We start from the raw sequence: 18085 nt of genomic DNA, 5'->3' as shown, positions 1-18085 counted from the left end.
TGCGGGCAGCCGCTGATTGCGGCTATTCTGGCAGGGCGATGGCGGCATTCGCTGATAAAATCGACGCATATGCCGACTTCTTTCACCCATCCGCCAGAAAACCAAGCCGCAGACATCGCCACCGCGATTGTTGACGATCTGGTTGCACGCGGGTGGTCGCATCAAGCTGATTTTTTACCTGCCGATCTGGTGCTGACGCTGGCCGCAGAATGCCGTGAACGTGCCGATAAAGGCGCATTAGCCCTCGCTGGCGTAGGTCGCGGCACGGGTCTGGCGGTACGCGAAGGGGTGCGCGGAGATTATATTCAGTGGCTTGAGGCCGGACAATCCGCCGCTTGCGACCAGTATTTGGGCATCATGGAATCGCTGCGTCAGGCCTTGAATCGCACGCTTTATCTGGGGCTGGAAGAATACGAAACCCATTTCGCGCTCTATCCTCCCGGTGCTTTCTATCAAAAACATATTGACCGTTTTCGTGATGACGACCGCCGCACCGTATCGGCGGTACTTTATCTGAATCAAGACTGGTTACCGGAGCAGGGCGGCGCTTTGCGTCTACATCTGGACGGAAAAACGCAGCAGGATATCTTGCCGTCGGGCGGCAGTCTGGCGTTGTTTCTGTCTGCTGATATGCCGCACGAAGTGTTAGCGGCAACGCGTGAACGTTTGTCGCTGACGGGCTGGTTTAAGCGGCGTTAAGCTATTCCGGCGAGAATAATCGCGTCGCGCATCCTCAATTTCTGTTTCAATTTATATTGTTCATTTTTTTCTCTCAACTTGCAATTTATCGTTAGTTCCTTCAGTTCGATACGGCGGATAGGAGCATCTCAACATGCGTATTCTGATAACGGGCGGCACCGGTTTGATCGGTCGACATCTGTGTAAAGCGCTACTTCAGGCAGATCATGAAATAACCGTACTCAGTCGCCAGCCTGCTACGGTAAAAGAAAAATGTGGTGCGACGGTACAAGCTATTGGGTCGCTAGATGAATGGCGGCGCAATCAAGTATTCGATGCGGTGATTAATTTGGCGGGCGAGCCGATTGTGGATGCGGCCTGGTCAACAAAACGCAGAGAGTTGCTATGGCAAAGTCGGGTGACACTGACCGATGCTTTGGTTCAGCGGATCAACGCCAGCAATCAAAAACCGGCAGTACTACTCAGCGGTTCTGCGGTCGGCTATTACGGCGATGGTGAGGAGCAAGTAATGGATGAAACCTCGCCTGCTGCAACCGATTTTGGCGCGGCGTTGTGTGTGGCTTGGGAACAGGCGGCACTAAAGGCTGTGCCGATGGGTGTCAGGGTTTGCCAACTGCGCACGGGGTTGGTGCTGGATCGCACGGGCGGAATTCTGGGCAAAATGCGTCAGCCATTCAAGCTAGGCCTCGGTGCCAGATTGGGAGGTGGCCATCAATGGATGAGTTGGGTGCACATCGACGACTATGTCGCGATGGTGTTGGTGTTGCTGCATAACACGCAGGCTTCTGGTGCGTTCAATATGACGGCACCGGAACCGGTCACTAATCGTGCTTTTACGGAGAAATTAGCCCGCGCACTGCATCGTCCCGCTCTTTTTGTGGCGCCTGCCTGGGTATTGCAACTGGCGTTAGGTGATCGGGCGTATTTATTGTTAGGCGGCCAAAAGGTGATACCGGTCGGTATAACTGCATTGGGTTATCGCTTTTTACATCCAAAACTTGAGTATGCTTTGTCTGATCTGGTGGGGTGATACCCAGATACTGATGCTGAGAGGCGTTGATGCTTGCCGATGAGCGCACATGAAAATGCCGCACATTTAACATGATAAATGTGCGGCATTTGCAGAGCGATACGCTTATTTTTCAGGCTTCACGCGATGAAAAGCAGCCTGTCGCAGCAAGTTCTTCCAGCAACGCCACGGTAGTTTTGCCGGGCACAGCATACGGATTGAACGTTGCGGTAGCCGAATATTTCAGTAACAACGACAGATTGATGCGATCCAGCCGGATTTTGCTCATGGTCCAGCCCGGATAAAGTCGCGCTTCTATCTCTGTATAACTTAGCAATATCAGCTTGGTATGGCGAGGATCCTGCTGCAAACGCGCGTATAACGCATTGATTTGTTCGCGGCCACCTTCCAGCGCCTGCACAAACATATTTTGGTCATAGCAAAGTACGCCGGTAATGCCTTGGGAAGGATTGTTTCTGCGGGACGATTCGAGAATTTTTTCAATCGTTTCGTGATTCACCAGGTCACTGGCGGTACTGCCGTAAATCAGACGCACTAACATATTATCCTCGCTTGGCTATCAGCGCCAAAAACTCGCGCCGTAAATTGGGGTCGGTCAAGAACGAGCCACGCATCACGCTATTGATCATTTTTGCGTCGGTATCTTTCACACCGCGCCAGCTCATGCAGAAGTGATCGGCTTCCATCACGATGGCGAGGCCGTCCGGTTTGAGTTTTTCCATCAGTAATTGGGCGACTTGCGATACGGCTTCTTCCTGAATCTGTGGTCGGCCCATGACCCATTCGATTAACCGGGCGTACTTTGATAAGCCGATCAGGTTGGAGTGCTCGTTAGGCATGACGCCGATCCAGACTTTTCCCATGATCGGACATAAATGATGCGAACAGGCGCTGCGCACAGTGATCGGACCAACGATCATCAACTCGTTCAATTGCTCTACATTCGGGAATTCAGTCACTGGCGGTGGCGCTTGATAACGCCCGCGAAAGACTTCCTGAATGTACATTTTCGCGACGCGGCGTGCAGTATCTTGCGTGTTATGGTCGCTTTCGATGTCGATTACCAGACTTTGCAGAACTTCGGATAACTTGCTTTGGACCTCCGCTTGCAAGACTTCCAGTTCGCCATCCTTGATAAATTGCGCAATATTATCGTTGGCATGAAAACGCACGCCGGCAGTCTCAATACGCGCGCGGATACGCGCCGACATCGGCTCGTCGTTTGTGTGTGATAAGTGATCTGTAGGCATTATTTTTTAGCGTTTTTTTGGCGTAATGGTATGCAGGCATTCAGTCTAACCCAAATTTAGCGATCGGATTTACTGACCCTGCCGCACCTCAATTCTGAGCTGTCATTGGACTCAGCAACTCAGTGGCCTTGCTCGTTGTTTTTCAGTGTATTTACTTATTTTCGCCGGAGAGTTGGACAGGTACGAAGCGTAAGTAAAAGACCTAAAACGGGGCGGATAGGTGAGAACTTAAGAAAATCGTCGCTATACTCAAATTGGCAATCACATATTGTCATTCTGATTCTTTAACTAAAGTAAAAATTATGCTATCAAAATCTGTTATCGCTTCTTTAGCTGTATTTAATATTAATGCATTAATAAAAACTACTGCATTTAACATAACAGAAGAGGATATTGTTAATGCTAGCCGGATTAAGATTGAGGCACAAAACATACCTCCAATTAATCCAATTCCATTAAGAATGATTTCGTATGATGATATGAAAACGAATTCATTACAAACTATGAGTCGTATTAATTAAACTACTCTGAAAAATGGAGTGTGTATTAGCTTACACACTCTTAGTCAAAGGATCTGTTGTGATTGCACAAAATGGATTTGAAATATTAATGAGAAATATTTTCTTATTAATTCTAAAAAATGACCCTATTGCTTCAAAAAATATAAATAATATTTCGACTTTAGGGCAAGCTTTTCACAAGTATTTAGAGGTGCAGACCAGCAGAAAGCCCATCGGTATAGTTGGTGAGGTAAATATAATTTCAGATTTCCAGACGGCGCAGGAGTTTTGCGGAAAAATGCAGACAGATGCATTAACTTTGCTGGATGACATGCAACAAGATTCTGTGATTAATATTGAAGAAGAAAAAGAGGCGGAAAGAAAAAAGAGCTAATTGCAATCGCAATTAATGAATTAGGTCAATATTCACAGGAACATAAAGCGTTTTTTGAGTTAATAATCACAGACGTTTTTATTATGCCGTCCACTAACGCGCGCGGTGGCTCGACTAGCGCCGCTCTTGGTGTTATATGGGAAAATCCAAAATTACATTATCCTATCAATGATGTCGTTGAATTTTTAGTACATGAAATGACCCACCATACTATGTTCATGGATGAGTTATGTCATGAGCATTATGATTATAATTTAATTCTATCTAAGTCAAACTGGGCATCTTCCGCCATTCTCAATGTTCCACGTCCTCTTGATAAGGTGCTGCATAGTATTGTAGTCGGGTTAGAGATTTTACAATTTAGATGTAAATTTTTAGGACACCCGGTTATACCAAATGTGCATCCGCCATCCGATTGTCTGCTCTCCCAACTGAAGTTATCGCTAATTTCTATCAGGGAAGTGATCGATAGAGAAAAGTTAAAAGGAAACTCGCTATTAAAACCTCGTGCTATGGAGATTTTGAATAACGTTCAATCTAATATTGATGTTATGAAATTGAGTAGTAGTTGATAGAGAGATAATGCATATGAAAAAAAATATTGAATCGTGGAAAATATTATTACAAGATCCAATAGCTGTAACTGCGATTGTATTAATTGTAATTCATCAAACTATTATCGCATCCTCCGCATTTTTTTTGACCCGATTAATTGAGCACCATGAGGCCGGAACACCTTTTAAAACATATCTATGTTTGTTTATTATATCTATGATTGTTCCTTTCATACCAGGTTGCTTATCGCTTTTGGTATTGCAGCACTGGATTAATAAAGCGCATAAAAAATACATTGATTGGTTTTCTTCTGTAATGTTTGCTAAGACAGAAGTTTACCTTCAGACCGAAAGTAAAGAAACTGTCGAGTCAATGCTTTCTAGGAATTCGTTTGGCATTATTAGTGGATATATTTCGTTTATCCATAATTTCTTTACTTTTTTTCTTAATAGTATTTTAAGTATGATCGTTATTGGCTTCTTATTGCCATCTCAACTAATTACTGGTTATCTTATTAGCTTTGTTTTAAGTGTCGGAATAATTTTAATATTAAAGTTATCCATCCAAAAATGCGCAATTGAAAATGAAAGTCATTTCATAAAATATGGACAATCCTTAGGCGGGGTGTGGAAAAACGCGGTGCTTGGGAATATTTATAATTTTTCTATTTGGACGAAAGAGAAAAATTGCTTCGCAAAAAAATACTATGCCGCGTCGAATAAATTGGCAGCAATTATGCAATTAGGTAATTTGCTTCTTGGCTTAGCGGCGCTTATACCAACTTGTTATCTGATCTACCATCTTATTACGGGAGAAGCGGTAGAAGCTGTATTGGCAGCGGCGGTCATTGTCAATTTGACCCGGATTTTTCATATTTTGAACTCTCTGAGTACATTGATTTACCAAACTTTAGATTGGTCAGCAATGAATGCGCGTATGTGTCTTCTTTTTGATATGCGTACATTATTAAACATTGCGTCACAGACATTGCCGAAGACTTTTGGCCCATTGACCATCAATGATGTAGTTGTGAATAGTCTCTATGTAGAGGTAAAAAAAATCCAGGAACAAAAACATGGTCGCTTCACCATACGCGGAATGAATGGCTCGGGAAAGTCAACATTCCTATTGGAGCTAAAAAAAGCAGCAGGCACTGATGCAATGTTACTGCCAGCGAATATTAATGACCTTTGTTGGCAGTCAAATTATCAAGATCTATCAACAGGGCAACGAGTTTTGAATATACTTAACGAGGCCTCGGAAATAGAAAACGTTAGATATTTGCTTTTGGATGAATGGGACGCAAATCTGGACACGGACAATGTCCAAAGAATCAACGAGCTTCTATCCGTGATTGCGCAGCATCGCGTTATTGTAGAAATTAGGCATTGAATCGCGGCGGATTCGTTTTGGAGGCAGATTGGCCGTCGTTGCAGAGGTCAGGAGCGCGGCAAAAAGTCGTCCGATAGACGACTCTGCCGCAATATTACTTCAAGCCAAGACGAATCTTGGTTGCTGCTATGAGGGCGGTATCGTAGGGATGCAGGTTTTCGATAAACAATAACTCTGTTTCGACAGGCTCTTCCAGGCAGATCGCTAGCATGTGTGGCGCGTCGTCAAAAGTGCCTAAAAAATCGTCACCCCAACGATTTAAGCGGTGCAGGCGCAAAACGTCGCACCCCAATGCTGCCAACTCTGGCGAGACACCGGCGGCCAGTGCTTCTTGCTTCCAGTCATCCCAAAAAAAGTTTGTTGCTGGTTGTTCATTCATTATGTCGCTCCAAATAAGGTGTTATGGCGCGGACCATACTATTGATGCGCTTTTTTATCAATAGCCAATGTATTCCGAGGCGGCGTTGTGCGGCCAGATTTGTTCGTGGGGATGATTATTTCGACTAAAACAGTAATAAAACGATATCACGCCGCGGCGATAAGCAATCCAGGCCTGCTCTATTGAATCCCTTCCGGCAGTACCAATATAGAGTCTATACATCCCATCATTTCCCATGCACAGCCACCATTTACTTTGCCGAGGCAATTCAGCGGCGACTCACATTCTTAGGATTTTTTATGCCATCGCGTAAGGCTATTGCTATCGTTCTTTGCCTGCTGGCTATGCTGCATGGTGTCATCGGCTGGCTTATTTTGCCAGCGCTACCTGTTGCGTTGTGGTTGAAGTGGTTGGGCGGCGTGTGGTTATTGCTGTCGTTCTTGTTGATTCCTACCGGCTTGCTGGCGTCGGTCATCAAGCGTCAGCCGCTTTCGGATCGATTGGCTTGGGCTGGGATGTTAGCGATGGGGATGTTTTCTTCCTTGCTGATGCTGACTTTATTGCGTGAGATCGTTCTGCTGGTGATGCCGTGGTTTGGTCTGAATATTGCCGGGATTGCTGCGATTACTGCCGCCGCAGTGCCGTTATTGGCCGCAGCAGCGACAGTGATTGGCTTTATCAACGCCCGCCGTCTGGCGAAAGTGGTCAAAGTCGATGTGCCCATCAAACAACTTCCGGCGGGTTTGCATGGTTTTACCATTGCGCAGATTAGCGATATTCATGTCGGGCCGACCATCAAGCGCGGTTATCTGAATGCGATTGTGGAGCGCGTGAACGGATTGCGGGCTGATGTCGTTGCCATTACCGGTGATTTGGTCGATGGCAGTGTGCAGCGATTGGCGCCACATACAGCGCCGTTGGCGGATTTGAAGGCACGGCACGGGGCTTATTTTGTGACCGGCAACCATGAATATTACTCAAACGCAGATGCTTGGATCGCTGAGGTACGCCGTCTGGGATTGACTGTGTTGATGAATGAGCACGTTATTCTGCAACATCAGGGCGCATCGATGTTGTTGGCGGGCGTGACCGATTACGGCGCGCACCATTTCGACGAAGCGCATCGCAGCGATCCGCAGCTGGCGATGGCGGGGATGGTCGACAGCGGTAAGAATCATGTTGAGACCGCTAATACTATCGGGATGAAATTGTTGTTGGCGCATCAACCGCGCTCGGCTGCTGCGGCGGCGGATGCCGGGTTTGACTTGCAACTGTCCGGACACACCCACGGTGGGCAGTTCTTTCCGTGGAATTTGTTCGTGCCTTTGCAACAACCTTATACCGCCGGTTTGAACAAATTGCGTGATTTATGGGTGTATACCAGTCGTGGAACCGGTTATTGGGGGCCACCAAAGCGACTATGGGCCCCTTCTGAAATCACGCTTTTGCGGTTAATCCCGGCTGACTAAGATGCGTGGTGGCTTTGGTCGGGTGGGCTTTTGCGTGTTCCAGATGGCAAATCACTGCTTTGACGACCGCATACATGATGGCGCGGTCTTTGGTGGGATGGTCTGAGAGTGGCACGTTAATGTTGCCGCTGATGACGGCGTCGCCATGTTCGTGTGCGGGGTCTTTGCCGTACTGGATCGGGATGCAGTACTTGGCCATCAACGATCCACAGGCTTTCCAGTCACGCGTCCATTGCGGCAGCGCTGCCGTATCGACTAATAAAGTACCGGCTCGCTCATAGCATTCTTCGATGTTCTCATAGCCCAGCAATTGTGCCAGACGTCGCTCTTTGGCAACGCAACTTCGGAAATACTCTTCATCGCTCATCCGCATGACACTTCCTTTCGGTGGGTTGGCAGAGATGTATCGCTATTTCTTCGGGCCACTACTTTTTGACTTAATCTTACGCCCGGCAACCGCTTTTTTAGCGGGTTGTTTCACTGTATTTTTAGCCGCGATGGCGATCTTTCCGGTTTCCCACGCTTGCAACTGCAGCCGATAGCGCGCCATCGCGTCTTCATAAAGATCAAATATACACGGGTCGCAACCGCTACGACAGCAGTCATCGATATCCGGCTGCACCGGCTCTATCGGCGGTTGACCGGCGTTAGTTATGGGGTTAGCCATGACCAGAGCGCCGTAGAGTGTTTGCCGACAAAGCGTCGCCTTCAAACATCATCGATTAACGCGAGATTGCGCCAAAACGACCACTATTGAAATCCTGCATCGCTGTGACAATTTCTTCCCGCGTGTTCATCACGAAAGGCCCGTGCGCGACCACTGGTTCGCCTAATGGCGCGCCACTCAACACTAACAGCGTCGCGTCACCGTTTGCTTCCAGTTGCAGCGATGTCCCGTCATGGTCTAGCAAGACGGCTTGCGCGTCGCGGGCAACTTCGCTGCCGTTGACCATGACCGTTCCGTGCAGAACGACCACCGCTGCCACATGCCCTGCAGGAATCGGTAACGTGACGTTGCCATCCTGACGCAGACGCATATCCCAAACGTTGATCGGCGTAAAGGTGTGCGCCGGCCCTTGCGTGCCATCAAAATCACCGGCAATGACGCGCAACGTACCTGCATCGTCGGCTAGATTGACGACAGGAATATCCTTGTTAAGAATCCCCTGATAGCCCGGTGGTGCCATTTTGTCCTTCGCAGGCAGATTCACCCACAACTGCACCATCTCGAAAGCGCCGCCTTTTTGGCTGAATTCGGGCGAGTGGAATTCTTCGTGCAGAATTCCGGAGGCGGCTGTCATCCATTGCACGTCGCCGGGGCCGATAACGCCGCCGTTGCCGGTGGAATCGCGATGCTCAACTTCGCCGTCATAGACGATGGTGACGGTTTCGAACCCGCGATGCGGATGTTGGCCGACGCCGCGCCGTTGCGTGGTCGGTGAAAATTGCGCAGGACCGGCGTAATCGAGCATCAGGAACGGGCTCAGATGACCATCCAGCGTATCGAACGAAAACAAGGAACGCACCGGGAATCCATCACCTACCCAGTGCGACCGGGGGGCATTGACTACGCCAAGAATCGTTTTCATGTTTTTTCCTTTGGTTGCTATTTCAGATGCTTTATCAAAGCTCTGTAAGGATTGATCATACAATCGTTGCGGCAGAGTGAATAGACGGGGAAGTTCATACTCACTGTTCTATTTGTGGAACGAATGAAAGGCTGAATGAACGGTTGATAAGGCGATGTTCTGAAACGTTGCCGGACGTCATTCTGGCCTGAAGAGACGTTGTTTTTTCCACGCACACTGGCTTGATTCGGTGGGGTTAGTAAGCGCAAAGTGCGCGTCTTCGCTTATCCTGCATAATGGCTATCTTACACATGGGCATTACATGTGATGTTAACAAAAGGAACAGTAATGGCAAAAAAAGAGGAATTAGATCCTGAAACGTTGGCTTTGATTAATTGGTGTATTGAGGTCGAGGGATTTTTAGTTGCCGGTGGTGCAACATTAGCGCAGGCGCAGGAGCATATTGAAGAAGAAGTCGAATGGTTCACCGACCAGTTTTATGATGGTCTGACGCCGGAAGAAGCGGCCAAGGCGGCCTTAAGCGATTAAACGCGCTAATTGCCGGCGATCAACTGGCAATTAGCCGCAGTGAGTGCAAACAAACCTACATCACCCGCCATCGCGGCACGGAGTTCACTATGAAAGAACCGCAAGAACCGCAAGAACAACCAGAAAATTCGGCAGCGGCGGCTAACGCGCTCGATGATGCCACTCTCAATTTTGCGCATGAGATGTTTGAGCTTGCCCGTGGCGGTGACGCTGTGCGGCTCGATACATTATTGCAACAAGGTTTGCCGCCCAACTTGCGTAATCATAAGGGCGATAGTCTGCTGATGCTGGCAAGTTATCACGGTCACATTAACGCAGTCCGGGTGCTGTTGACGCATAAAGCCGATCCTGAGTTGCGCAACAATAACGGTCAGACGCCGATTGCCGGTGCTGCATTCAAGGGCGATTTGCCGATGATTCAGCTTTTGCTTGCACATGGCGCAGATGTCGAAGGCGCATCGCCAGATGGCAAGACGGCGTTGATGATGGCGGCGATGTTTAACCGGACCGAGATTGTCGATTTTCTGCTGGCACAGGGTGCCAAAGTTGACGCCAAAGATGCGAAGGGCTTCACGCCATTGGCTGCTGCAAAAATGATGGGCGCACCGGATACGCCCGCCCAGCTAGAGAAATATTCTGCCTCTTAAAGTCTGGTTTCTTTCGCGATAATGGCGTCTGCGTGCGCTACACTCTGGCCTGCCAATATGTTTAGGAGAACGGCGAGTGAACCCAGAAGATCGCATTATCAACATCGAAACCAAGATCGCACATCAGGAAGATTTGCTGGATGAGCTGAACAAACTGGTCTATCGCCAGCAGCAAAAGATCGATCAGCTTGAAACTTTGTGCGCGGCGTTGGCGCGGATGGTCAAGGATGCGCGGGAAAGCAGTGAGCAAGGTCAGGCGCCGCATGAACGTCCACCACATTATTGAAGGCAGATTCGGGCCTCAATTGCGTTAATACGGCTTCTTCTGCAGCGACTGATTAATATTTAGGCACTTTAAACGGATGATCCAGCACGATTTTGGTAAAGGCAATCAGATTGCTCAAGCCCAGAATAAGCTGGGTCAGCGTGTCGCCCGGCAACGCCCAGATCTGTGAACCCGGCGGCGAAATCTGCGTGGCGGCGGTGATAATCGGCGTAACCCACTCAGCGTCCGGCGTTACATCCAGCATCACGTCGCCTTCTTGCGTAGTGTGCAGGTAAATTTCGCCCCCTAATTCCAGAAAAAAGCAGATGCCATAGCCGGTTGCAGTGCTTTTTTTGGCTGCGTATTGCAAATCCCGGTTGTAACTGTCGATCCACGCTTCGATGTCATAGGTTGTGTTGAGTACAATCCATGGTCGTTGTGCGTACACATCGACGGACATTTCCGCGTTGATATCTGAGTCTTGCATGTTGCTACCTTGCTGTTAATTAAATCAAGATGGGGTTTGTCGATATCGGCAGGATTTCGGTGTGACGCTTATTTTTCGGCCGTTTGACCTGAAGCTGAGAGAATACAAGAGAAACGCCGGTCGCTAGTCGTAGGCCCTAATCTATTTTTCATGGTTGAGTGCGGTGTATGAAAGATATATTTTTGATAACCGTTGAGTCGAAAGGTTGGACATTTGAGTCGACCAACACCATTTCAGTGCTGCAAGCGGCCAGAAATGGCGGCGTCATCTTGCCAAGTTCATGCAGAAACGGAACTTGTCGAACCTGTCTGTGCCGGATGATCAGCGGACGCGTCAGGTATGACATCGAATGGCCAGGATTGAGCGTCGATGAAAAAGCCGATGGCTATATTTTGCCCTGTGTCGCGCATGCAGAATCGGCTTTGGTGATTGATGTTCCGCTGGCGATTACGTTGAAATGAGGCGCTGATCGGCTAGTTCAAAAAGCCTTAAGCCTTTTTCAAAAAACAAGTTTTAAGCACCAGGCCTTTGACTTTTTCAGCGTTACATTCAATTTCTTCTTCATCTTCCGTCAAGCGGATATTTTTGATCATCGTGCCGCGTTTCAGCGTCACGGAAGTCCCTTTTACCTTCAAGTCTTTAATCAAAGTGACCGAATCGCCTTCACTTAGGGCGGTGCCGTTGCTGTCTTTTACGTTCATGATGATCTTTTTTAAGTCGTACTAATGATAGTTTGCCAATACATCGTGCCGTAGAATCTCGCAGCATACCGCGCATGCCGTGGCATGACGATGCGGCGTTTTATGAAGCTTTTTTCTTCTCCGCAGCCACAGCTTTATGCTTGATGTTGCAATTCTCTTTTAAAAACTTCATCGCGGCGATGTATTTAATATCGTCTTCGTCCAGCAAATAGGCCGAGGCTTCCGGCAAGAATTCGTCTTCCCACAGCGCGAGTAAATTTTCTTTCATTTCAAACGGCGCGGCAGTGGTGATGAAGTCGGCGACGGCCTCACTATTGAAACCATGATGACGAACCTGGCGAATAATCGCTTTCGCTTCCGTTTCTGAAATGATGGTTTTGGCTTTGGTTTCAGCGGCGATGCATAAAAAAGCGGTCAGGCGCGAGAACGGGTCTTCTTTGCCGTTGGTCACTTTGCGCCATTCTTCCGACATCAGCGTGTCGAATTCGTCGACGTCGTCCATGCCACTTTCGCGCACAAAATAACGCAATTCAACCGTATTGCGCAATTCATCAAGCGCAATCGCGCTGTTCGCTATCTGCGGCAAATCATGTTTTTCAATTTCGCGGCGAATCTTGTCGCTGATTTTCCGATATTCATCCGGCACATCATCCAGCAATTTTTTGGCAATTTTTAATTTGCCAGCTACGGTTACTTGCTTGGTTGCCTGTTCTCGTAATGTTTTAAGCAGGGTAGAGAAAGCATTGCGATTTGGGAAGCTGTCTGCGCCGGCGGCACGGACTAATATCGCGCTGCGAATCACGGTTTCGGCACTGGTAAATTCCAACGCCGAGCGGGGCAACGCCATACTTTTGGCGAACCAGGTGGCAGCTGCCAGGGTGTTGGCGTCTTCTTCGCGGGTTTGACGTTCTTTGCGATAGGCGCTTAACGTGAATGGTTTGACCAGCGTGCGTTCGTCCTGAAAGCTTTTTAAGTCTTGGCTTTTTACATCGCCAAATACGGCGCAGTCCGGCAATGCGTGTAAAGCCTTCAGCATTTCGTTGCCGCCGCGTGAATGCGATAGAAACGTGTTGTCGCGCAAGGATGTCGCTGCTTTTTCAAGATTGCCTTGGCAGGTTTCTTCCAGAAACAGGCTGATCAGATTGACCATGCGTTTGCGCGCGTTATCCAGATCGGTATGCAAATGGCTGGCGCCGAAAAAATTGGCAATTTGCACCGATCCTTTTGCACCGTCGCTAATAATGGCCTGGCATTTTGCGTGATCGATCAGGCCGTTTTGCGCGCCGTAACTCAGCGCTTTTTCAAAAAAAGGACGCTTATCGACCGTAGCGATACTGCGGTTGTTATCGGACATGGCTATGCATATAAAAAGTGATGGGCGGTGATGGGCGGGCAGAGGTCAATGATACAGGGCGGATAAGCACTGCTTATCCGCCCTGATTGACGTTCTGGATTGACTGTCTGACGATGTCTGACTCTCTGATACAAGATGCAGAATACGCTTTATAGCGCAGATTCCTCAGACGGATCAATCGCGATGCTCGGTTTGACGGCGGCTTTTACTGGGGCCGGTTGTTCGTCATCGTATTCCTGCTCGGCTTCTTGCTGTTCCAGTCGCTCAAGCTCGGCTTCGCGCCGTTTGCGTTCGATGCTGCGTTTTTTCAGCGTTGGCCAGATTTGCTCGAAGATGTCTTCGTGCTCATGCTTTAGCAACCAGGTGAGTTCTTTCCAGTCGCGATCGGCAACTTCGGCTTTTTCGACAACGTCGCGCTCTTCTGAAAAATTGATATTAAACGTGTCAAAGGCGGCGAAATGCGCGACTTCTTCATCGCGGTCGGACAGATAGTCGATAAACGCTTCGTAGCCGCCTTCGTGGTCCGCGATGGCTTCGATAAATTCGGCCGTTTTGGTATCGTCGCGAAACAGCACCGAATTCATCATTCCGCGCAGGCGGATATGTGTATGGTCGGCGTACAGTTTTTCGATGACCACGGCGCGGGCGAATTGCTCTGGCGTGACGAGCAAATTGACGACCGATTCTTTCGATGTGTCGTATTCACGAATTACGGCCAGCAAGTCTTTTGGCGGCATTTCCTCCAACACAGCGACCAAGGCGTAATCGCCTTCGGTTTCGGCCAGGTTCACCAGCGCAAATTCGGCACCGGCAATGTCACCGTCGCGAATCAAACTGGCAGCTTTTACTATGAGCGCGTTTGTCATGGCTTACTTTGTAAAAATTAACGATATTGAGGTGGATGTTCAAGACAGCGAGTAATGAGGCCGAGTAATGGCATCGATTAATGACGTCAATTACTGAGGCCAGCTAATGAGGCCAGTTACTGAAGCCAATTAATGAAGCCAATTAATGACGGTCAAAACCTTGCTCGGCCAACCAGTCAGCACCCTCAGTTTCCAGATCCTGATCGCGTTCTTCGTCACGTTCGACTTCGTCCACGCTATCGTCGGATTCATCAATGCTGGAATGCGCGTACTCGCCGCTGTAATTACCGTTGCTCTTTTCGTGCAAATATTCCAGGCAAACAGTCGTAATCAGAAAGTTTTCGCCACCGGTTTCTTTTAACGCAATTTCCGCCAGCTTCTCTGCCCAAGGCGCAAATTCGACGAGTTTGGCGATCTCTTCCCACGATGGAAACTCTTCCGGCTCGTTGGTCGACAGCATCGTCATGCCATGCGGATGCGGAAAACTAACGCCGCCGTGGAAAGCGACCGACACCATTTCGGGCGCGGTATCAATCATCGGCATCATCAACGCAAACTGTGCGCGCTTGGCTTTTAACCGGGTGCTGAGAATATCGTTACCTTCGGAATCGCTGCGCAAGTCTTCCAGTTCAGCCTGATAGGCTTTGGTCAAATCTTCAAAATAAGCGGAAAGCATCATTGCAGAACCTTGTTTATGTAAGTAGTCCAGATTTGTTGCGCTGTTTCCAGCGGGTTTTCCAGCAAGCTGCGACGCCGGTTTTCATCGTATTCGTGGCGCTTGATGTCATCCGATAGCAAATCGTAGGCTTCTTGTACCTGGCGAAACTGCGCCGGTGCATCTGGCGACGTATTTCTATCCGGATGAAACTCTGATGCCTTCTTGCGATAGGCGGCTTTTATCGTGTTAACCGGCGCATTGCTCTCGATGCCGAGAACGGCGTAGTAGTCTTTCATACGTTCTAAAGCCCGTGTTGGATGCGTTTTTGTGTGAATCTGCGCGCTGATGTGTTGCTGGCGATCGCTGATATTTCCGTGCTCTTGCTTAGAAGGTGTTGCGTATTTGCATTTCCTTCTCCAGAAACGGATGCAGGAGGATACACCACTGCCAGGGGGTAAGTCGATGTCGCGTCGGCAACCTACGCAGGGTATATGGAGACGGACGACTTAAGGGCAAGCTAATTATGCAGATTTGCCAGCAAAGAACAAGGCAATTCGGTGGGTCTTTTAACGGCCGGAAACTTTTTTCAATAATAGGCCGATTGGTTGATCGCAGTGTGGCGAATTTGGCACATTGTCATAGAGAAAATATTTCTAAAATGCCATCAAGTGCTTGCGAAAATGACGTTCATGCCGGGTGTAACGATTTAGTTGTCGTAGTAATAATGGGCCATGAACGCATTTCAGCGATTGCAAGAGTGGCAAAAAGTCGCGTCAGGCAGGCTTGCGGAAATCGCCCTCTATCCATGCCGACGCACTGGTTTTAGTTAGCGTGAAGTTGGATCGGACCTGAACTTGCGCCAATTGCACGCCGTCTTCATCATGCGCGGTCAGCAATGCATATGGAAAGTCATCGTCAGGAATAATATCCAGCGTGACATTAATCGCCGCCGATGCGGTCGCGACCAATACTTCTTTATGCAACATCGCATGCAATTGTTGCTCGTGACGGCGCAAGACTTCTGAAGCCGTCTTTACCAGCGTATTGAACGCGTTGGTATCCAGTGGCTTGGGATTTTTCTTGTCTCGGCCCATGGTCCATGGACCGACCAACGCCGGTTCCGGCTCGCCATCTTTGATCATCTCTACCGCCCAGCCTTCATCGTCGACATTTTTGATGACGCGCGCGGTCCAGCCTACATCGCGCCAAAGTCGGGGTTCTTGGGTGGTGGTCTCCGCAGCGTCTTGGTCGGCATCGAGGTCAAGATCGAGCGCGTCGTTGATATCCGCAGAGGGGATCGGCAAATCAGTCATTATTAAAGCACTCACGGTGAAAGGTCGGGGAACGTATCTTAGTCCAAATTCCGGCTTGCCACAGCAGTGCTTTGCAGCGCAGACGCATCCGGGCTAATTTGGGATTGCAGCGCTGCGCCTTGACTGCATTGAGGTCAATTCCCGATGTTTTCACATGAAAAAGAGTACCGTATTTAGTTACGCTGGGTGGGCTGCATAAGGATAGACTTGCTGGAAGGCACTGTGCCATTATGCCACTGTGCTCACCGAATCTATCCCATCTCATGACACCGGATATCCCGACGTTCCATGCAGGTCCATCAGGAGAAGTATTTGCATCGTATTTGGGTCATTATCCTAGCAACACTAGCCGCCTTAATTGGCGCAGTGGGGCCAATCGCGCTGACTTTGCATCTTTCTTTGACACGCGCCACCAGCGTAGAAGAACAGCGCCTGCAATATTTTGCACAACGGGCGCTTGAACGCACCAATATGACTTTTCGGGGGGCGAACGCTGCGTTGAATAAGTTCGATTATATGAACGTCGCGCTTTGTTCCGAAGAACATATCAGGCAGATGCGAATGGTGACAGTGACATCGCGCAATGTCGACGATATCGGCTATGTCGAAAATGGCGCATTGAAATGCACCGCAGGCGGCCTCACGCACAAAAAGATAAAGCAAGCGCCGGTCGATTTTACGACGCAGGATGGAATTAGCGTCAGTTTGGGGACTACACCCGAAGTCAGTGGCGGCAAAAGCATGGCAGCGCTGTATCACAATTCGTATGTGGCGCTGATCGATTCCGAACGCTTTACAGACATTATTCTCGATCCGACGATTCAATTAGTCGTACAAACATCTAATGGCAAATTATTGGGTGCGTTGAATGACCCGAATCTGGCGCGGATCAATACCATGATTAACACGCCGACTAAAAGGGAAAATCGGGCGTATGGCGGTGATCATCTGTTCGCAGTCGTTCGGGACGCCGGCTTAGTCGCCGTCGCCGTCGAACCGCACAGTAATATATTAGGCCAATTGCAGCGTGAACGCATGGTATTGCTGCCGTTTGGATTTCTGATGGCGGCGTTTATTGTCGGTATCGTGATTTGGGTTTTACGCCGAAGGTTGTCGCCATTAGGGGAACTGAAGATTGCAGTGGAGCGGCGCGAATTTGTTGTCTATTATCAGCCGATCGTTAAGCTAAGTACGGGGCTTTGCATCGGCGCCGAAGCGTTAGTCCGATGGCAGCATCCGGACGGCAGTATGACGCGCCCGGATTTATTTATTCCGCTGGCCGAAGAAAGCGGCTTGATTTTGCCGATTACCGATCAGGTGATTGCCGCTGTGGTGCGCGATATGAAAAAATGTCTGGCATCCAATAGTGGCCTGCATATTGCCATCAACCTCAGCGCGCAAGACATTAAGACCGGGCGGGTACTGGCCGTACTTGAAAGCGCTTTACGTGACACGGGTATCAAGCCAAAACAAATCTGGCTGGAGGCAACTGAACGCGGTTTTATGGATATTGAAGCCGCGCGAACGACGATTTGCCGTGCTCGCACGATGGGATTTGCAGTGGCGATTGACGATTTTGGGACCGGCTATTCGAGTTTGTCGTATCTGCTAGGATTTCCATTGGATGCGTTGAAAATCGACAAATCCTTTATCGACACCATCGGTACCGATTCTGCTACCAGCAGCGTGACGCCGCACATCATCGGCATGGCTAAAACCCTGCAACTGGATATCATTGCAGAGGGTATAGAAACCCAGGAACAAGCTGATTATTTGCTAGCCCGGGAAGTTGAATACGGTCAGGGCTGGTTGTTTGCAAAGGCTTTACCAGCAGAGGAATTTTTAAATTTTTATCGACGCAACCAAGCGAGCAAAGTTGAAGCGGTGTGACGACGCAAAGATGAGACGCCGGGCAGTGATTTAAAAGCAGACCGTTTTCCCCCTCGATCGAAAGCGCATCTACATTCAGTAAAAAATGACAAGGTTTTGGAGGGGGAAATAGAAATTTT

General features: G+C 48.9%; 25 protein-coding genes. 12 read left to right on the top strand and 13 right to left on the bottom strand.

Going from position 1 to position 18085, the window contains the following annotated elements:
• Window positions 1-69 precede the first annotated feature (69 nt).
• Complete coding sequence (locus C7W93_RS18410; protein ID WP_108442210.1) at window positions 70-699, top strand: 2OG-Fe(II) oxygenase; 630 nt, start codon at window positions 70-72, stop codon at window positions 697-699.
• 133 nt (window positions 700-832) lie between these two features.
• Window positions 833-1729 (top strand): TIGR01777 family oxidoreductase, encoded by an 897-nt coding sequence (locus tag C7W93_RS18405; protein WP_108441709.1) that lies wholly within the window; start codon window positions 833-835, stop codon window positions 1727-1729.
• Between the two features lie 112 nt (window positions 1730-1841).
• On the opposite strand, the gene C7W93_RS18400 is transcribed toward C7W93_RS18405, so the two are convergent.
• Both C7W93_RS18400 and folE read right to left on the bottom strand, forming a co-directional pair.
• A complete protein-coding gene (locus tag C7W93_RS18400) occupies window positions 1842-2270 on the bottom strand; it encodes a BLUF domain-containing protein (RefSeq protein WP_108441708.1) in 429 nt (142 codons plus the stop codon).
• Between the two features lies 1 nt (window position 2271).
• Window positions 2272-2979, bottom strand: coding sequence for a GTP cyclohydrolase I (gene folE / locus C7W93_RS18395; RefSeq protein WP_108441707.1), 708 nt, complete (start codon window positions 2977-2979; stop codon window positions 2272-2274).
• Window positions 2980-3281: 302 nt separating this feature from the next.
• Here folE and C7W93_RS24505 point away from each other — a divergent pair, with 302 nt between their 5' ends.
• Genes C7W93_RS24505 through C7W93_RS18385 form a run of 4 tightly spaced genes read left to right on the top strand, consistent with a single transcriptional unit; the run spans window position 3282 to window position 5820 of the window.
• Window positions 3282-3500, top strand: coding sequence for a hypothetical protein (locus C7W93_RS24505; RefSeq protein WP_146177583.1), 219 nt, complete (start codon window positions 3282-3284; stop codon window positions 3498-3500).
• Between the two features lie 58 nt (window positions 3501-3558).
• On the top strand, window positions 3559-3873 hold the full coding sequence (locus C7W93_RS18390) for a hypothetical protein (RefSeq protein WP_146177582.1): 315 nt from the start codon (window positions 3559-3561) through the stop codon (window positions 3871-3873).
• Window positions 3873-4445, top strand: coding sequence for an HEXXH motif-containing putative peptide modification protein (locus C7W93_RS24500; RefSeq protein WP_370446505.1), 573 nt, complete (start codon window positions 3873-3875; stop codon window positions 4443-4445). The genes C7W93_RS18390 and C7W93_RS24500 overlap by 1 nt, the downstream gene beginning before the upstream one ends.
• Window positions 4446-4461: 16 nt before the next feature.
• Complete coding sequence (locus C7W93_RS18385) at window positions 4462-5820, top strand: ABC transporter ATP-binding protein (protein ID WP_161539960.1); 1359 nt, start codon at window positions 4462-4464, stop codon at window positions 5818-5820.
• 94 nt (window positions 5821-5914) lie between these two features.
• Here C7W93_RS18385 and C7W93_RS18380 read toward each other — a convergent pair whose 3' ends face one another.
• The gene (locus C7W93_RS18380) at window positions 5915-6199 is read right to left on the bottom strand and encodes a hypothetical protein (RefSeq protein ID WP_108441704.1); all 285 of its coding nucleotides are present in this window, start codon (window positions 6197-6199) and stop codon (window positions 5915-5917) included.
• Window positions 6200-6498: 299 nt separating this feature from the next.
• On the opposite strand from C7W93_RS18380, the gene C7W93_RS18375 reads away from it, so the two are divergent.
• Complete coding sequence (locus C7W93_RS18375; protein ID WP_108441703.1) at window positions 6499-7668, top strand: metallophosphoesterase; 1170 nt, start codon at window positions 6499-6501, stop codon at window positions 7666-7668.
• On the opposite strand, the gene C7W93_RS18370 is transcribed toward C7W93_RS18375, so the two are convergent.
• The 3 genes from C7W93_RS18370 to C7W93_RS18360 are packed head-to-tail and all read right to left on the bottom strand — an operon-like array spanning window position 7637 to window position 9257.
• Window positions 7637-8041, bottom strand: a complete 405-nt coding sequence (locus C7W93_RS18370) for an aminoacyl-tRNA synthetase (protein ID WP_108441702.1) — start codon at window positions 8039-8041, stop codon at window positions 7637-7639. The two genes, C7W93_RS18375 and C7W93_RS18370, sit on opposite strands and share 32 nt — an antisense overlap.
• A 36-nt stretch (window positions 8042-8077) precedes the next feature.
• Window positions 8078-8335, bottom strand: a complete 258-nt coding sequence (locus C7W93_RS18365) for an oxidoreductase-like domain-containing protein (RefSeq protein WP_108441701.1) — start codon at window positions 8333-8335, stop codon at window positions 8078-8080.
• A gap of 55 nt (window positions 8336-8390) precedes the next feature.
• Window positions 8391-9257 carry a pirin family protein gene (locus C7W93_RS18360; protein WP_108441700.1) on the bottom strand — a complete coding sequence of 289 codons (867 nt, stop codon included), beginning with the start codon at window positions 9255-9257 and terminating at the stop codon, window positions 8391-8393.
• A gap of 327 nt (window positions 9258-9584) precedes the next feature.
• Here C7W93_RS18360 and C7W93_RS18355 point away from each other — a divergent pair, with 327 nt between their 5' ends.
• The 3 genes from C7W93_RS18355 (at window position 9585) to C7W93_RS18345 (ending at window position 10718) form a co-directional block, all read left to right on the top strand.
• Window positions 9585-9785 (top strand): hypothetical protein, encoded by a 201-nt coding sequence (locus C7W93_RS18355; RefSeq protein ID WP_108441699.1) that lies wholly within the window; start codon window positions 9585-9587, stop codon window positions 9783-9785.
• A gap of 182 nt (window positions 9786-9967) precedes the next feature.
• Entirely contained in the window at window positions 9968-10432 is a 465-nt protein-coding gene (locus C7W93_RS18350) for an ankyrin repeat domain-containing protein (protein ID WP_370446504.1), read from the top strand.
• A 76-nt stretch (window positions 10433-10508) separates the two neighbouring features.
• Window positions 10509-10718, top strand: a complete 210-nt coding sequence (locus C7W93_RS18345) for a SlyX family protein (RefSeq protein ID WP_108441697.1) — start codon at window positions 10509-10511, stop codon at window positions 10716-10718.
• A 52-nt stretch (window positions 10719-10770) separates the two neighbouring features.
• On the opposite strand, the gene C7W93_RS18340 is transcribed toward C7W93_RS18345, so the two are convergent.
• The gene (locus tag C7W93_RS18340) at window positions 10771-11184 is read right to left on the bottom strand and encodes a hypothetical protein (RefSeq protein WP_108441696.1); all 414 of its coding nucleotides are present in this window, start codon (window positions 11182-11184) and stop codon (window positions 10771-10773) included.
• A 167-nt stretch (window positions 11185-11351) separates the two neighbouring features.
• Between C7W93_RS18340 and C7W93_RS18335 the strand changes: the two genes are divergently transcribed.
• A complete protein-coding gene (locus C7W93_RS18335; protein WP_108441695.1) occupies window positions 11352-11645 on the top strand; it encodes a 2Fe-2S iron-sulfur cluster-binding protein in 294 nt (97 codons plus the stop codon).
• Window positions 11646-11672: 27 nt separating this feature from the next.
• Here C7W93_RS18335 and C7W93_RS18330 read toward each other — a convergent pair whose 3' ends face one another.
• The 6 genes from C7W93_RS18330 to C7W93_RS18305 form a co-directional block, all read right to left on the bottom strand.
• On the bottom strand, window positions 11673-11885 hold the full coding sequence (locus tag C7W93_RS18330) for an alkylphosphonate utilization protein (protein ID WP_108441694.1): 213 nt from the start codon (window positions 11883-11885) through the stop codon (window positions 11673-11675).
• A gap of 100 nt (window positions 11886-11985) precedes the next feature.
• Entirely contained in the window at window positions 11986-13239 is a 1254-nt protein-coding gene (locus C7W93_RS18325) for a hypothetical protein (RefSeq protein ID WP_108441693.1), read from the bottom strand.
• Window positions 13240-13388: 149 nt separating this feature from the next.
• On the bottom strand, window positions 13389-14105 hold the full coding sequence (locus C7W93_RS18320) for a hypothetical protein (RefSeq protein WP_108441692.1): 717 nt from the start codon (window positions 14103-14105) through the stop codon (window positions 13389-13391).
• Between the two features lie 142 nt (window positions 14106-14247).
• Window positions 14248-14784: a hypothetical protein gene (locus tag C7W93_RS18315; RefSeq protein WP_108441691.1), complete on the bottom strand. Its 537-nt coding sequence runs from the start codon at window positions 14782-14784 to the stop codon at window positions 14248-14250.
• On the bottom strand, window positions 14781-15059 hold the full coding sequence (locus C7W93_RS18310; RefSeq protein ID WP_108441690.1) for a DnaJ domain-containing protein: 279 nt from the start codon (window positions 15057-15059) through the stop codon (window positions 14781-14783). The genes C7W93_RS18315 and C7W93_RS18310 overlap by 4 nt, the downstream gene beginning before the upstream one ends.
• Before the next feature lie 477 nt (window positions 15060-15536).
• Window positions 15537-16076: a hypothetical protein gene (locus tag C7W93_RS18305; RefSeq protein WP_108441689.1), complete on the bottom strand. Its 540-nt coding sequence runs from the start codon at window positions 16074-16076 to the stop codon at window positions 15537-15539.
• A gap of 312 nt (window positions 16077-16388) precedes the next feature.
• Here C7W93_RS18305 and C7W93_RS18300 point away from each other — a divergent pair, with 312 nt between their 5' ends.
• A complete protein-coding gene (locus C7W93_RS18300) occupies window positions 16389-17966 on the top strand; it encodes an EAL domain-containing protein (RefSeq protein ID WP_108441688.1) in 1578 nt (525 codons plus the stop codon).
• The last annotated feature ends 119 nt before the right edge of the window (window positions 17967-18085 follow it).

It is taken from the genome of Glaciimonas sp. PCH181, assembly GCF_003056055.1.
GTDB lineage: Bacteria > Pseudomonadota > Gammaproteobacteria > Burkholderiales > Burkholderiaceae_D > Glaciimonas.
The sequence above is the reverse complement of the archived record's forward strand: the minus strand, read 5'-3'. Positions and strand labels throughout refer to the sequence as shown.

What these genes read in the sequence shown, in the direction of transcription:
- C7W93_RS18340 (WP_108441696.1), bottom strand. Translation starts at nt 11,184, where the DNA reads ATGCAAGACTCAGATATCAACGCGGAAATGTCCGTCGATGTGTACGCA.
- C7W93_RS18375 (WP_108441703.1), top strand. Translation starts at nt 6,499, where the DNA reads ATGCCATCGCGTAAGGCTATTGCTATCGTTCTTTGCCTGCTGGCTATG.
- C7W93_RS18365 (WP_108441701.1), bottom strand. Translation starts at nt 8,335, where the DNA reads ATGGCTAACCCCATAACTAACGCCGGTCAACCGCCGATAGAGCCGGTG.
- folE (WP_108441707.1), bottom strand. Translation starts at nt 2,979, where the DNA reads ATGCCTACAGATCACTTATCACACACAAACGACGAGCCGATGTCGGCG.
- C7W93_RS18360 (WP_108441700.1), bottom strand. Translation starts at nt 9,257, where the DNA reads ATGAAAACGATTCTTGGCGTAGTCAATGCCCCCCGGTCGCACTGGGTA.
- C7W93_RS18380 (WP_108441704.1), bottom strand. Translation starts at nt 6,199, where the DNA reads ATGAATGAACAACCAGCAACAAACTTTTTTTGGGATGACTGGAAGCAA.
- C7W93_RS18405 (WP_108441709.1), top strand. Translation starts at nt 833, where the DNA reads ATGCGTATTCTGATAACGGGCGGCACCGGTTTGATCGGTCGACATCTG.
- C7W93_RS18410 (WP_108442210.1), top strand. Translation starts at nt 70, where the DNA reads ATGCCGACTTCTTTCACCCATCCGCCAGAAAACCAAGCCGCAGACATC.
- C7W93_RS18310 (WP_108441690.1), bottom strand. Translation starts at nt 15,059, where the DNA reads ATGAAAGACTACTACGCCGTTCTCGGCATCGAGAGCAATGCGCCGGTT.
- C7W93_RS18355 (WP_108441699.1), top strand. Translation starts at nt 9,585, where the DNA reads ATGGCAAAAAAAGAGGAATTAGATCCTGAAACGTTGGCTTTGATTAAT.
- C7W93_RS18315 (WP_108441691.1), bottom strand. Translation starts at nt 14,784, where the DNA reads ATGATGCTTTCCGCTTATTTTGAAGATTTGACCAAAGCCTATCAGGCT.
- C7W93_RS18350 (WP_370446504.1), top strand. Translation starts at nt 9,968, where the DNA reads ATGTTTGAGCTTGCCCGTGGCGGTGACGCTGTGCGGCTCGATACATTA.
- C7W93_RS18370 (WP_108441702.1), bottom strand. Translation starts at nt 8,041, where the DNA reads ATGCGGATGAGCGATGAAGAGTATTTCCGAAGTTGCGTTGCCAAAGAG.
- C7W93_RS18305 (WP_108441689.1), bottom strand. Translation starts at nt 16,076, where the DNA reads ATGACTGATTTGCCGATCCCCTCTGCGGATATCAACGACGCGCTCGAT.
- C7W93_RS18385 (WP_161539960.1), top strand. Translation starts at nt 4,462, where the DNA reads ATGAAAAAAAATATTGAATCGTGGAAAATATTATTACAAGATCCAATA.
- C7W93_RS18330 (WP_108441694.1), bottom strand. Translation starts at nt 11,885, where the DNA reads ATGAACGTAAAAGACAGCAACGGCACCGCCCTAAGTGAAGGCGATTCG.
- C7W93_RS24505 (WP_146177583.1), top strand. Translation starts at nt 3,282, where the DNA reads ATGCTATCAAAATCTGTTATCGCTTCTTTAGCTGTATTTAATATTAAT.
- C7W93_RS18400 (WP_108441708.1), bottom strand. Translation starts at nt 2,270, where the DNA reads ATGTTAGTGCGTCTGATTTACGGCAGTACCGCCAGTGACCTGGTGAAT.
- C7W93_RS18335 (WP_108441695.1), top strand. Translation starts at nt 11,352, where the DNA reads ATGAAAGATATATTTTTGATAACCGTTGAGTCGAAAGGTTGGACATTT.
- C7W93_RS18320 (WP_108441692.1), bottom strand. Translation starts at nt 14,105, where the DNA reads ATGACAAACGCGCTCATAGTAAAAGCTGCCAGTTTGATTCGCGACGGT.
- C7W93_RS18325 (WP_108441693.1), bottom strand. Translation starts at nt 13,239, where the DNA reads ATGTCCGATAACAACCGCAGTATCGCTACGGTCGATAAGCGTCCTTTT.